The sequence below is a fragment of the Achromobacter veterisilvae genome (assembly GCF_900496975.1).
Classification (GTDB): Bacteria; Pseudomonadota; Gammaproteobacteria; order Burkholderiales; family Burkholderiaceae_B; genus Achromobacter; species Achromobacter veterisilvae.
This window is the reverse complement of sequence record NZ_UFQC01000015.1, coordinates 17,763-30,393: the sequence shown is the minus strand read 5'-3', so window position 1 is coordinate 30,393 and position 12,631 is coordinate 17,763. Positions and strand designations below refer to the sequence as shown.

Genomic DNA, 12,631 nt, shown 5'->3' with positions numbered 1-12,631 from the left:
AAACCGCCACGGCGGGGCTTCCAGGCATACCTAGACCTATAAATCTCGGAGACGCAAGAATGCAGACCAGTCTGAAGCTGCGCCTGGCCGCCGTCGCGGCGCTTGGCGCGATCACCCTGTCCCTGGGCGCCGTCCAGGCGGCCGAAGAGCCTCGCCGTCCGGAGTGCATCGCGCCGGCCCAGCCCGGAGGCGGTTTCGACTTGACCTGCCGCCTGGCCACCGAAGGCCTCAAGCAAAGCGGCGCGCTCAAGAGCGCCATGCGCATCGTCTACATGCCCGGCGGCATCGGCGCCGTGGCCTACAACAACATCGTGGCCCAGCATCCCAACGAGCCGGGCACCATCGTGGCCTTCTCCGGCGGTTCGCTGCTGAACCTGGCCCAGGGCAAATTCGGCAAGTACAACGTCAACGACGTGCGCTGGCTGGCCGCCATCGGCACCGATTACGGCGTCGCGGTGGTCCGCAACGATTCGCCGTACACCGACCTGAAAAGCCTGATGGAGGCCTTCAAGCAGGATCCGACCAAGATTGTGCTGGGCGCCGGCGGCACCGTGGGCAGCCAGGACTGGATGAAGGCCGCCCTGACCGCCAAGGCGGCCGGCGTGGATTTCAAGAAGATGCGCTTCGTGGCCTTCGAGGGCGGCGGCGAAGCCGTCACGGCGCTGCGCGGCGGGCATATCCAGGCCTACATGGGCGACGCGGCCGAAGCGTTCACCATGCTGGAAGGGGGCGCCCCGATCCGTGTGCTGGCCGTGTTCAACGACCAGCGCCTGTCGGGCAAGCTGGGCACCGTGCCCACCGCCAAGGAACAGGGCTACGACATCGTGTGGCCGATCATCCGCGGTTTCTACGTGGGGCCCAAGGTGTCCGACAGCGACTACCAGTTCTGGATCAGCGCCTTCGACAAGGCGACCGGTTCGCCCGAGTTCAACAAGCTGCGCGAACAGCAGGGCCTGTTCCCGTTCAACAAGACCGGTCCCGAGCTGGACGCCTACGTGAAGGACCAGGTCAAGCGGTACGGCGAACTGGCCGATTCCTTCGGCCTGGTCAAGAAGTAAACGCCAGGCTTTTCTTCCAGGATTGCGCCCGTCAGGGCTCCTCCGCCGCGGTTTTCCCGCGGCGGCGGGAGAGGCTGCGCCGCGCGATGCGACTACAACGGAAACGTGATCATGAACGATCGAATATTGGGGCTGGCGGCGCTGGCGCTTTCCGCCTTCATGACCGCGGCGGGATGGGGGATCGAAGCCCCGTTCGCCTATGAGCCCGTGGGCCCGCGCGCCTTTCCCCTGCTGCTGGCGCTGATCATCGGCCTGTGCGGGCTGCGGCTGGTCTACAAGGGCGGCAACGCGGTCGAAGCGAATCCTCCGGGCGCCAACGGCCGCATTGCGCTGATGGTGGTGTTCGCGGCGGCCTATGCCTTCCTGTTCCAGTGGCTGGGTTTCGTGATCGCCACGTCGCTGATGACCGTGTTCGTCGGCCGCCTGTTCGGGGGCGGCTGGATCAAATGCGCCATCGGCGGCATCGTCATGAGCCTTTTCTTTTTCGTGCTGTTCGACAAGGTGCTGGACGTGGTCCTGCCGGGCGGACTGCTGGAGAACCTGATATGAGCGGCATCCTCGATCATTTGTCCATCGGCTTCGGTGTCGCCTTCTCGCTGACGAACCTGCTGGTGGCCGCCATCGGATCCTTCTTCGGAACGATGGTGGGCGTACTGCCCGGCCTGGGCCCCATCAACGGCGTGGCGATGCTGATACCGATCGCCTTCGCCATGAACCTGCCGCCGGAGACGGCGCTGATCCTGCTGGCGGCCGTGTACGTCGGCGCCGAGTATGGCGGGCGCATCACATCCATCCTGCTTAACGTGCCGGGCGAGGCCAGCGCCATCATGACGACGCTGGACGGCTATCCGCTGGCGCGGCAGGGGCTGGCCAACGTGGCCCTGTCGCTGTCCGCGTGGTCGGCATTCTTCGGCGCCATCGTGTCGGTGGTCGGCATCATCCTGCTGGCGCCGTTGCTGGCGAAATGGGCGCTCGCGTTCGGTCCGGCCGAGTACTTCGTGCTGATGATTTTCGCGTTCTGCTGCCTGACCAGCCTGCTGGGCAAGCAGCCCGTCAAGGGCGTGCTGGCCGCGATGATCGGGCTGTCGATCTCGGTCGTGGGGGTGGACGCGAATTCGGGGGTTTACCGCTACACCTTCGAATCCGTGCACTTGGCCGACGGCATCGATTTCGTCGTCGTCGTGATCGCGCTGTTCGCCGTCAGCGAGATGCTGGAAATGCTCGAGAAAGTGATGGCCGGCCACAGCGTGGAGGTCAAGCCCAGCGGCCGCAAGCTCTTCAACCTGAAAGAGCTGGCGTTCACCTGGTGGAGCGTCGTGCGCAGCGCCTTCGTCGGTTTCGGCGTCGGCGTGCTGCCGGGCGCGGGAGCCAGCGTGGCCGCAGCCGTCGCGTACTCGCAGGAAAAGCGCATCATCGAAGCGAAGGATCCGGACGCCAAATTCGGCAAGGGCGACATGCGGGGCCTGGTGGCGCCGGAGGCGGCCGCCACCGCGTCGGCCATCGGATCGTTCGTCCCGATGCTGACCCTGGGCGTGCCGGGTTCGGGCACCACCGCGGTGATGATGGGAGCGCTGACGCTCTACAACATCACGCCGGGTCCCGTCCTCTTCGATTCCAAGCCCGAACTGGTGTGGGGGCTGATTGCGTCGCTGTTCGTCGCCAATGTGCTGTTGTTCATCATGAACGTGCCGCTCGTGCGCCTTTTCTCGAAGGTGCTGTCGGTGCCGGGCTGGCTGATGGTTCCGGGCATTCTGTGCATCAGCTACATCGGCGTGTACGCGATCAACGCCGGCACGTTCGACCTGCTGCTGGTGGCCGGCATCGGCACGCTGGGCTACTTCCTGCGCAAGCTGGGTGTGCCGATGGCGCCGCTGGTGCTGGGCGTGGTGCTGGGGAACATGATGGAGCAGAACCTGCGCCGCGCCTTGTCCATGACGGACGGCGACGTGGGCGTGCTGTTCGCCAGCCCGGTCTCGATGGCCTTGTGGGCGGGCGCTGCCGCGGTCGTGATCGTGCCACAGATCATGCGCAGGCTGCGCGCGGCGAAAAAGGTTGCCGCCGATCCGGTTTGACGGATGCCGGCGCGTTCGAGGAAGGGCCTGTCGGACGCGCCGCACCTTCGCCGGACATTGCATTGGGGCGCCTGTCGGCGCCCCTTTTTTTATCCGTGGAAAACAGCGGAAAATGAATATGAGCTTTTATTCATGTTTTCGGAAAAGTGCTGTTTTCAAGGGGTGAAAAGCTTTTTTTGACGATCAGACCTGCGCCAGCCGTTCCAGCGCGGCGTCCAGCGTGGCGTCCTTTTTGGCAAAGCAGAATCGCACGATCCGATGGTTGGATTCCGGCGCGTCGGGCTGGCGGTAGAACGCCGATACGGGGATGACGGTGACGCCGTGCTTCACGGTGAGATCGCGCGCGAAGTCGGCTTCGCCCTGCTTGGAAATGTCGCTGTAATCGGCCAGCAGGAAGAACGTGCCGGGGCTGGGCAGCGGGCGGAACCGGGTCTTTTCCAGGCCTTGCGCCAGGTGGTCGCGCTTGGCCTGGTAGAAAGCCGGGAGATCCAGATAGGGCTTGGGATCCCGCATGAATTCGGCCAGCGCGAACTGCATGGGCGAGGGCACGGTGAACACCATGAATTGATGCACCTTGCGCAGTTCGGCGCTGAGCTGGCGAGGGGCGCAGCAGTAGCCGATTTTCCAGCCGGTGGTGTGATACGTCTTGCCGAAGGAAGAAATCACGAAGGCGTGTTCGGCCAGCAGCGGACGGCGCGCCACGCTGGCATGCGGCTTGCCGTCGAACACAATGTGTTCGTAGACCTCGTCGGACACCAGCAGCACGCCGGTGTCGCGCACAATGGCTTCCAGCGCGTCGAGGTCGCTGTCCTCGAGCACGGCTCCGGTGGGGTTGTGCGGGAAGTTCAGCATCAGAAGGCGCGTCTTCGACGTGATGGCGTCGCGCACGCGCTGCCAGTCGATGCGATAGTAGGGGTCGCCTTCGGTGGGCGCGCGCAGCGGCACGGGCACCGCGGTGCCGCCCGCCAGCCGGATCGCGGGCAGGTAGGAGTCATAGCAGGGCTCGATGACGACGACCTCGTCCCCGCTGCCCACGGCAGCAAGCACGGTGGCCATCAGTGCCTCGGTCGCGCCGCTGGTGACGGTGATCTCGGTTTCCGGATCGTAGGCATGTCCGTAGAGCTCGCGCGTCTTCGCGGCGATGGCCTCGCGCAAGGGGGCGACGCCGGGCATGTAGGGATATTGGTTGTGGCCGTCCGCCATGGCCTTGGACACCAGCGCGCACAGGGCGGGATCCGGATCGAAGTCGGGAAAGCCCTGGCCCAGGTTGATGGCCTTGTGTTCGATGGCCAGGCGGCTCATCACGGTGAAGATGGTGGTGCCAACGTCGGGAAGTTTGGATCGGATCATGGTGAACGAGAGAGTGGACGCTGCTAGCAAAGAGAGTTTTCGTAAGTATCCCACTAACTCATAATTCGGTTTTCTCTAAGCTAAAGACGCGGAAGGGGGCGTAGTGCGGAACATGTTGTGGAGGGTGCTGGGCGGTTTTGCGATTGCGCTGGCCGGGGCTTTGCTGGCGGTGTGGGTGCATATTCCCTTGCCGTGGATGCTGGGCGCGCTGCTGTTGACCGCCGCCACGCGCATCGCCGGGCTGGGCACGGCGTGCCCGCGGCCGGCGCGCAACGGCGGGCAGTGGGTGATTGGAACGTCGCTCGGGCTGTATTTCACGCCGCAGGTGATTGGGCACATCGGCAGCAACGCGGGGCCCATCATTGTGGGCATGCTCTTCGCGCTCGGGCTGGCATTCATGGGCACGGCGATCCTGCGCCGCTGGACCGACGCGGATTTCAAGACGGCCTGGTTTTCCTCGGCGATAGGCGGGGCAAGCGAAATGGCCAGCCTGGCGGAACGCCACGGCGCGCGCATCGATCGCGTGGCGACGGCGCACAGTGTGCGCGTGCTGCTGGTCGTCGTGACGGTGCCGTTCATTTTCCAGTGGTGGGGCGTGGCGGGGCTGGACCCCACCGTGCCAGGCCCGCGCGAGGTCCATGGGGCGGGGTTGGCGCTGCTGGTGGCCCTGACCTGCATCGGGGGCACGGCCTTCATGAAGCTGCGGCTGCCCAACCCCTGGGTGCTGGGTCCGATGCTGGTCGCCATGATGCTGACGGCCTCTAGCATCGAATTGTCGGCCTTGCCCGACTATGTGCCGAAGGTGGGGCAGTTGTTCATCGGCTGGTCGCTAGGCGACCGCTACCGGCCGGATTTCTTCCGGGCGGCGCCGCGCTTCATCGCCGCGGTGGCGGGCTTCACCGTTACGGCCCTGGCGTTGGCGTTCGGCCTGGGCGCGCTGCTGTCATGGTGGTCCGCGGCGCCCATTCCCACCTTGATCCTGGGCACGACGCCCGGCGGCATCGCCGAAATGGCAATCACCGCAAAAGTGTTGCAGCTCGGTGTGCCCGTGGTCACTGCATTCCACGTCACGAGAATGGTGTTCGTCGTGATCGTCACGGGGCCGCTGTATGCCTTCCTGGCCCCGCGGCAGGCGGAATCGGCGTAAATCGGACGCGTTCCAGTCTGAAAAATACGACATTGGGGAAAACAACTATATGAGTCTGTAATGCGTGATGAGTATGCTGATCACGCAGTTGATTCAAGCAGCGCGCGGACTCGTTCTGCAGCATGGCGGCAAGCGGGAACGCAGCAGCAACGCAGGTGTCACTACCGGTCGTTCAGTTCTCACGGCGTCCTTGATTCATTGCATTTCGAGTTAATTACAGGACGCTAGAAAAAATGGCTCAGAAGGGCAAAGTTAAGTGGTTCAACGCTGACAAGGGTTACGGTTTCATTACGCCGGACGTCGGCGGGACCGACGTTTTCGCACACTTTTCCGCCATCCAGGGCCGCGGTTATCGCAGCCTGAACGAAGGCCAGGAAGTCGAATTCGAAGTCAAGGATGGTCCGAAAGGACCTCAAGCGGCCGAAATTCGCCCGCTCTAAATCGGGAAATCCCAATTTCCCGTCCGCCAGGTTCGGCCTGGCTACAACGCCCCAGGACCTTCGGGTCTGGGGCGTTGTTTCGTTTGGGGCCCGGATTTTCTCCCGGTCTTCACTCCCTGTTAGTAATCACTAACATATTCTCGACCCGTGGATAAGTTTGTGGATAATTATTTTTGGGTATGAGTATTTTCATGCTCAGTAATGAAGCAGGCAGGTTATCCAGGCGGCGGGTTTGCGTAGTTATCCCATTTTTTCGCGAATGACCTAACATCGCTCCGGGCCTATTTCGGGAGCGTGTGGCTTGCGCGCGCAGGAAAGAGAAAACACCGCTTTTCCCCAGTAAATGCGCGTGTTTAGCGTGCTTTCCACGGGATTTTCGGCCAGGGCCTGGGTATGGGCGGGATTATCTTTTCGACCTGTTCCAGGCCTGTTTTGGGTCAACCGGGGACGGTTGTTCACAAAGATATCCCCATCCCGGTTATGCACAGAATTACACCTTTTTGACTTCGGATCCATGCTCCGCGCCTGTGGATAGAAATGGGGATAGGAGAGCTGGGCCAGACTTTCGGATACTGCTGCGCCCTTCCGCGCGAGGTCCGGGCGACCAATACTCGTCGGGTGGACTCAGGCTATCGGGATGAAGCGCATCGGCTACCCGGACGTTGCCTGCGGGTTTTCCACAGCGTGCATGGGATAAGGCGATCTCACCCATATGGATGATGGCGCGGCGTGCGGGAGCGGAGCAAGATAATTGCGTGGTCAATGAATCTTGCAGCGACGGTTTCCCCGAACTCGGCAAACCAGCGGGATGAATACCGCATTCAATAACGTTGGGGATAAGTCGACGAGGGAATCGCGGTTGGCGATTTTGACCGCTGGATTGAGCCAGGGTTCCCTGCGGGTGAGGACTGTCGTCGGGCTGCTTGCCTGCACGCGTGGATGGGCGGTCACTCCCATCTTATCCACAAAGTTTTCCACGGCTGTGAGCCGCCTTGCCGTGGCGTTCGTTGGGTTGTTCTCAACGGACCAAGCTGCCACCGTATAAATGAAAGACAGGCTCCTCTCATAGGGGAGATGTTGCGCATTTGTGCATTTTCATGGATCTGAGCGGTTTGCGCATCAGGCATTTCGCTGCCTTGATTGCTGCTGAACGCAGCTTCTGTTCATCGACTTATCCCCAGAATTGTTCCACGTGAAACGTGCCCTGACTGCTCGTTCGGGGTTGGTACAGTTGTTGATAACTTTGTTATGAAAGTTGGGGTGATTATCAAGCGCGGAAGACGCTGGGCCATGGATTTCTAGTTTGTCTGGTGTGACCCTTTGGTGAGGCGAGCGGCTGCTTTTCGAAAGCAGATCCAACAAAGAAGGGGACAGAACTAGAACCGCCTACTTCAATTGGAGCGGCCCTTGATGGGACGGGTCATCCGAATCGAGACTTTGAGTCCTTGGATTTCATTGTTTAGAGGGTCCAGTGGATCTCATGTTTCACGTGAAGCCAAGAAAAAAGAGTGTTTTTAGGGGTAGGGGTAGGGTAGGGTGGAAAAAATCACTTTTTTTCTTGAAACCAAGCTCCACGAATACCAGCCGAGGAGCTTGAATATGCTTGGGTTTATTGGGCAGTTCTCGTATCGGCCATGCTTAATTGAATCGATGTTCCACGTGAAACATCCCCTCGATAGCGGCATACCAATGGATGTTTCACGTGGAACATAGTCGGTGGCCGTGAGGAGGATACGACCGGCAGCTTCCTTTCGGGGCATCCACTCCCGAAGTGGAGTGATTGTTCAAGCTCTTTCCTGCGGCCGAACGCCAGGGAAGCAGAGAGGATTAGCCACGCCGGTATTAGGAAATTGTTCCGATGTTTCACGTGAAACATCGGCGGAGGAGACCGCTCTCGTTCGTAATTCACGGTCGTCTGGCAGACCAATATCCCGATTGGAGACAATCAGGCGAGCCTATCTACGCCGGCAAAGAGAGGAGAGGTACTCGTTAATCCGGTGTTTCACGTGGAACACTCCAAAAGAACCCAGCCTGTTCTCTGGCAATCCGGTGGGGTTATGGAAGCGCGCCGCCGCTCCAAGCGCTGCTGTTTCACGTGGAACATAGCCAGGAAACACCGGCAGATGCCGACATATTGTGTCTGGCCGATGCGATGACGTTGCCATTTGCCTACGTCATTCAAGTTCACGGCGAAGCTTTGCTGCACCGAAACATGTTTCACGTGAAACATGCTATCCCTGCCTCTATAATGAGCACCGAACGCTCTCTTACCTCCCCATCATGGACTATCCCCGCGCATTCGATGTCATCGTCGTAGGTGGCGGCCACGCCGGCACTGAAGCGGCTTTGGCTGCCGCACGCACTGGCGCCAAGACACTGCTGCTCACGCACAACATCGAAACCCTAGGCCAAATGTCTTGCAATCCCTCCATTGGCGGGATTGGCAAGGGCCACCTCGTCAAAGAAGTCGACGCCCTGGGTGGCGCGATGGCTTTGGCAACCGATGAATCGGGGATTCAGTTCCGCATCCTGAACGGGTCCAAGGGGCCGGCGGTGCGCGCGACCCGCGCCCAAGCGGATCGCGTGCTGTACCGCAAGGCCATCCGTGGCCGTCTGGAGAACCAGCCGAACCTGTGGCTGTTCCAGCAGGCCGTCGAAGACTTGATGGTGGAAGGCGACCGCGTAGTCGGCGCCGTCACCCAGATCGGCCTGAAGTTCCGCGCCAAGACAGTAGTGCTGACCGCGGGGACCTTCCTCAACGGCCTGATCCACGTGGGACTGCAGAATTACTCTGGCGGCCGGGCAGGGGATCCTCCCGCGATTTCCCTGGGGCAGCGCCTGAAAGAATTGAAGCTCCCGCAAGGGCGCTTGAAGACGGGCACGCCTCCGCGTATCGATGGCCGCTCCATCGACTACAGCGTGCTGGAAGAGCAGCCGGGCGACCTCGATCCGATTCCCGTGTTCTCGTACCTGGGCAACGTGGCGATGCACCCTCGGCAACTGCCGTGCTGGATCACGCACACCAACGCCCGTACGCACGACATCATCCGCGGCGGGCTGGACCGGTCGCCGATGTACAGCGGCGTGATCGAAGGCGTGGGCCCCCGCTACTGCCCCTCCATCGAAGACAAGATCCACCGCTTCGCGGACAAGACATCGCACCAGGTCTTTCTCGAACCCGAAGGCCTGGATACGCATGAGGTCTATCCGAACGGCGTGTCGACCAGCCTGCCGTTCGAAGTGCAGCTCGATCTGATCCATTCCTTGCCCGGCCTGGAGAACGCGCACATCCTGCGGCCGGGCTATGCCATCGAATACGATTACTTCGATCCACGTGGATTGAAGAGCACGCTCGAGACCAAGGCGATTGGCGGCTTGTTCTTCGCCGGCCAGATCAATGGCACCACGGGCTACGAAGAGGCGGCGGCACAAGGCCTGCTGGCGGGCACCAACGCGGCGCTTCTGTCGCTGGACCGCGAGCAATGGACGCCGCGGCGGGACGAAGCCTATCTGGGCGTGCTGGTGGACGACCTGGTCACGCGCGGCGTGACCGAACCCTATCGCATGTTCACCTCGCGGGCCGAATACCGCCTCAGCCTGCGCGAAGACAACGCCGACCTGCGCCTGACGGAAATCGGCCGCCGGCTTGGAATCGTCGACGATGTGCGCTGGGATGCCTTCAACCGCAAGCGCGACGCGGTGGCTGCGGAAGTCGAGCGCCTGAAGTCTTCCTGGGTGAATCCGCGCTTGCTGCCCGCGGAAGTGGCGGAGCCCCTGCTGGGCAAGGCGATTGAACGTGAGTACTCACTAGCAGACCTGCTGAAACGGCCGAACGTTTCCTATGAAGCCTTGATGGCCGCCCGCAATACGGACGGCACACTGCTTGCCGGTCCGGGGGTGGCGGAAGACGAGGTGCTCGCCGAGCAGGTCGAGATCCAGGTCAAGTACGCCGGCTATATCGCGCGCCAGCAGGACGAGGTCCAGAAGCACATCGCGCACGAGCAGCAGCCCATTCCCGCGGACGTCGACTACGACGCCGTGACCAGCCTGTCGTTCGAAGTGCGCCAGAAGCTCAAGGCGCACCGCCCCGAGACCGTCGGCCAGGCCGCGCGGATCTCGGGCGTCACGCCCGCCGCCATCTCGCTCCTTCTCATCCACTTGAAGCGCCTGCACTACGGCTCGCGCAAGCAAGCAGCATGAAGGCAGTCCAGTGAGCGCCCGCGCCGATCAGGCCGGAGCCGACATGGCCGGCCGCCTCTCTCTCGCGTGCGAGCAATTGGGGCTGGCCGCCGATGCCGGCGCAATGGCCAAGCTGCTGGACTATCTGTCCCAGATGCAGCGCTGGAACCGCACCTACAACCTTACGGCGATCCGCGACCCGCAGCAGATGCTGGTCCAGCACCTGTTCGACAGCCTGGCCGCCGTAGGGCCCTTCAGCGAGGCGCTGGGCGAACCCGGCGCCGCGGCCAAGATCTACGACGTGGGATCGGGCGGCGGCTTGCCAGGCGTGGTCCTGGCGATCATGCGTCCCAACTGGTCGGTGACCTGCGTGGACGCGGTCGAAAAGAAAACCGCATTCGTGCGCCAGATGAGCGGGGCCCTGGCCTTGCCCAACCTGCAGGCGCGCCATGCCCGCATCGAAACGCTGGATCCCGCGGAGTGCAACATTGTCACGTCGCGGGCCTTCGCTTCCTTGGACGATTTTGCGCAACTCGCAGGTCGTCACGTGCGCAACGATGGTACCCTCGTCGCCATGAAGGGCAAGCTCCCCGAGGATGAGATCCAGGCGTTGCATGCGCGCGGGGAATGGCAAGTCGACCATATTCAGCCGCTGCGCGTGCCGGAGCTGCAAGCGGAACGCTGTCTGATCTGGATGCGCCGTAGTCAAGGAACCCTATGAACAACATACCCCCCAGCACGACCGCCCGCGTATTCTGCATTGCCAACCAGAAGGGCGGTGTGGGCAAGACGACGACCGCCATCAATCTGGCGGCGGGGCTTGCCACGCACAACCAACGCGTGCTGCTGGTGGACCTGGACCCTCAAGGCAACGCCACGATGGGCAGCGGCATCGACAAGAACTCGCTCGAGTCGAACCTGTACCAGGTGCTGATCGGCGAGGCCGGCATCGAGCAGGCCCGCGTCCGATCGGAATCGGGCGGCTATGACGTGCTGCCCGCCAATCGCGAGCTCTCCGGCGCCGAGATCGACCTAGTGCAGATGGACCAGCGCGAACGCCAGTTGAAGGCCGCGATCGACACCATCTCGAGCCAATACGACTTCGTCCTGATCGACTGCCCGCCGACGCTGTCGCTGCTGACCCTGAACGGACTGGCCGCCGCCCATGGCGTCATCATTCCGATGCAATGCGAGTACTTCGCGCTGGAAGGCCTGTCCGACCTGGTCAATACCATCAAGCGCGTGCACCGCAATATCAACGACGACCTGCGCGTGATCGGTCTGCTGCGCGTGATGTTCGATCCGCGCATGACCTTGCAACAGCAGGTGTCCGCCCAGCTCGAAGCGCATTTCGGCGACAAGGTCTTCAAGACCGTCGTGCCGCGCAACGTGCGCCTGGCCGAAGCACCCAGTTACGGCATGCCGGGCGTGATCTATGACCGCGCGTCACGCGGCGCGCAGGCCTACATTTCATTTGGTGCCGAAATGATCGAGCGCGTAAAGAAGGACTTGAAGTAAGCCGTACCCATGTCCGCTTCCACGCGCGTTGCTCCAATACAGACGATCGCCCGCCGTACGCCTCCCGCGGACGCGCGCGACAGTCTGCGCGCGCGCCTGGAAGAGGCCGCTCTGAACGCGACGGCGGTCGGCCCGCAGGTGCTTTATGATGGCTGGCTGGTGCGCTTCGCGCATTCGGCGGCCAAGCGCGCACGCAGCGTGAATGTGCTGGGGTTATCCACACGTCCGTTGGACGAGCGGCTGGCGTATTGTTCATCGTTGTATGCGCGCCATGGCTTGCCCATGGTGCTGCGCATTACCTCCATCGGCCCCGATTTTTCCCTCGACGCCGAACTGGAGTCCCGCGGCTATACCTTCACCGACGAGACCCGTGTCATGTGCGCGCCGCTCGCTCCCAGGCCCCGCGCCGGGAGCGACCTGCAATTCCTTACGGTCGATGCCGATCGCTTCGCGGCGGCGGTAGGGGAAATGCGCGGCTCGTTGCCCGAGCACGCCGCCGAACACCGGACGCGTCTTCAAGGGCTGGCCGTGGATATCCTGCCGGTGCTGGCGACGGACGCGGCGGGGCGAAGCGTCGCCGCGGGCCTGGCCGTCCGCGACGGAGATCTGCTGGGCCTGTTCGACATCGTTACCGATCCGGGGCAGCGGCGCAAAGGCTACGCTGGCGCCCTGGTGGAACACTTATTGGCGGAGGGCGCCGCCGGCGGCGCCACGACGGCCTATTTGCAGGTTGAGCCGGAAAATTCAGCCGCGCGCGCCTTGTACGGCCGCTACGGTTTCAAAGACTGTTACGCGTATTGGTACCGCCTGCCCGCCGAGCACGCGGACGCCTGAGCCTTGCTCGAGATACAAAAACAGAAGGAAAGA

The 12,631-nt window shown here is 62.5% G+C and carries 10 protein-coding genes; 9 read left to right on the top strand and 1 reads right to left on the bottom strand.

What is annotated here, in order from left to right:
• The first annotated feature begins 59 nt into the window (after positions 1-59).
• The 3 genes from AVE30378_RS15530 (at position 60) to AVE30378_RS15520 (ending at position 3,130) form a co-directional block, all read left to right on the top strand.
• Positions 60-1,058, top strand: coding sequence for a Bug family tripartite tricarboxylate transporter substrate binding protein (locus tag AVE30378_RS15530; protein WP_129241774.1), 999 nt, complete (start codon positions 60-62; stop codon positions 1,056-1,058).
• Between the two features lie 111 nt (positions 1,059-1,169).
• On the top strand, positions 1,170-1,607 hold the full coding sequence (locus tag AVE30378_RS15525) for a tripartite tricarboxylate transporter TctB family protein (RefSeq protein WP_129241773.1): 438 nt from the start codon (positions 1,170-1,172) through the stop codon (positions 1,605-1,607).
• On the top strand, positions 1,604-3,130 hold the full coding sequence (locus AVE30378_RS15520) for a tripartite tricarboxylate transporter permease (RefSeq protein ID WP_129241772.1): 1,527 nt from the start codon (positions 1,604-1,606) through the stop codon (positions 3,128-3,130). The genes AVE30378_RS15525 and AVE30378_RS15520 overlap by 4 nt, the downstream gene beginning before the upstream one ends.
• 183 nt (positions 3,131-3,313) lie before the next feature.
• On the opposite strand, the gene AVE30378_RS15515 is transcribed toward AVE30378_RS15520, so the two are convergent.
• Positions 3,314-4,480 carry a pyridoxal phosphate-dependent aminotransferase gene (locus tag AVE30378_RS15515; RefSeq protein ID WP_129241771.1) on the bottom strand — a complete coding sequence of 389 codons (1,167 nt, stop codon included), beginning with the start codon at positions 4,478-4,480 and terminating at the stop codon, positions 3,314-3,316.
• A 112-nt stretch (positions 4,481-4,592) separates the two neighbouring features.
• On the opposite strand from AVE30378_RS15515, the gene AVE30378_RS15510 reads away from it, so the two are divergent.
• The 6 genes from AVE30378_RS15510 (at position 4,593) to AVE30378_RS15485 (ending at position 12,598) form a co-directional block, all read left to right on the top strand.
• Positions 4,593-5,627, top strand: a complete 1,035-nt coding sequence (locus AVE30378_RS15510; RefSeq protein WP_129241770.1) for an AbrB family transcriptional regulator — start codon at positions 4,593-4,595, stop codon at positions 5,625-5,627.
• A 233-nt stretch (positions 5,628-5,860) separates the two neighbouring features.
• Positions 5,861-6,067 (top strand): cold-shock protein, encoded by a 207-nt coding sequence (locus AVE30378_RS15505; RefSeq protein WP_006216596.1) that lies wholly within the window; start codon positions 5,861-5,863, stop codon positions 6,065-6,067.
• A 2,280-nt stretch (positions 6,068-8,347) separates the two neighbouring features.
• The gene (gene mnmG / locus AVE30378_RS15500; RefSeq protein ID WP_129241769.1) at positions 8,348-10,267 is read left to right on the top strand and encodes a tRNA uridine-5-carboxymethylaminomethyl(34) synthesis enzyme MnmG; all 1,920 of its coding nucleotides are present in this window, start codon (positions 8,348-8,350) and stop codon (positions 10,265-10,267) included.
• Positions 10,268-10,277: 10 nt separating this feature from the next.
• Positions 10,278-10,967: a 16S rRNA (guanine(527)-N(7))-methyltransferase RsmG gene (rsmG, locus tag AVE30378_RS15495; RefSeq protein WP_129241768.1), complete on the top strand. Its 690-nt coding sequence runs from the start codon at positions 10,278-10,280 to the stop codon at positions 10,965-10,967.
• Positions 10,964-11,764, top strand: a complete 801-nt coding sequence (locus AVE30378_RS15490) for a ParA family protein (RefSeq protein ID WP_129241767.1) — start codon at positions 10,964-10,966, stop codon at positions 11,762-11,764. The genes rsmG and AVE30378_RS15490 overlap by 4 nt, the downstream gene beginning before the upstream one ends.
• 9 nt (positions 11,765-11,773) lie before the next feature.
• A complete protein-coding gene (locus tag AVE30378_RS15485; RefSeq protein ID WP_129241766.1) occupies positions 11,774-12,598 on the top strand; it encodes a GNAT family N-acetyltransferase in 825 nt (274 codons plus the stop codon).
• Positions 12,599-12,631 lie beyond the last annotated feature (33 nt).

Bases quoted from the DNA above. Each gene is read 5' to 3' on its own strand.
- AVE30378_RS15510 (WP_129241770.1), top strand. From the start codon at position 4,593: ATGTTGTGGAGGGTGCTGGGCGGTTTTGCGATTGCGCTGGCCGGGGCT.
- AVE30378_RS15515 (WP_129241771.1), bottom strand. From the start codon at position 4,480: ATGATCCGATCCAAACTTCCCGACGTTGGCACCACCATCTTCACCGTG.
- AVE30378_RS15520 (WP_129241772.1), top strand. From the start codon at position 1,604: ATGAGCGGCATCCTCGATCATTTGTCCATCGGCTTCGGTGTCGCCTTC.
- AVE30378_RS15490 (WP_129241767.1), top strand. From the start codon at position 10,964: ATGAACAACATACCCCCCAGCACGACCGCCCGCGTATTCTGCATTGCC.
- AVE30378_RS15525 (WP_129241773.1), top strand. From the start codon at position 1,170: ATGAACGATCGAATATTGGGGCTGGCGGCGCTGGCGCTTTCCGCCTTC.
- AVE30378_RS15505 (WP_006216596.1), top strand. From the start codon at position 5,861: ATGGCTCAGAAGGGCAAAGTTAAGTGGTTCAACGCTGACAAGGGTTAC.
- AVE30378_RS15485 (WP_129241766.1), top strand. From the start codon at position 11,774: ATGTCCGCTTCCACGCGCGTTGCTCCAATACAGACGATCGCCCGCCGT.
- mnmG (WP_129241769.1), top strand. From the start codon at position 8,348: ATGGACTATCCCCGCGCATTCGATGTCATCGTCGTAGGTGGCGGCCAC.
- AVE30378_RS15530 (WP_129241774.1), top strand. From the start codon at position 60: ATGCAGACCAGTCTGAAGCTGCGCCTGGCCGCCGTCGCGGCGCTTGGC.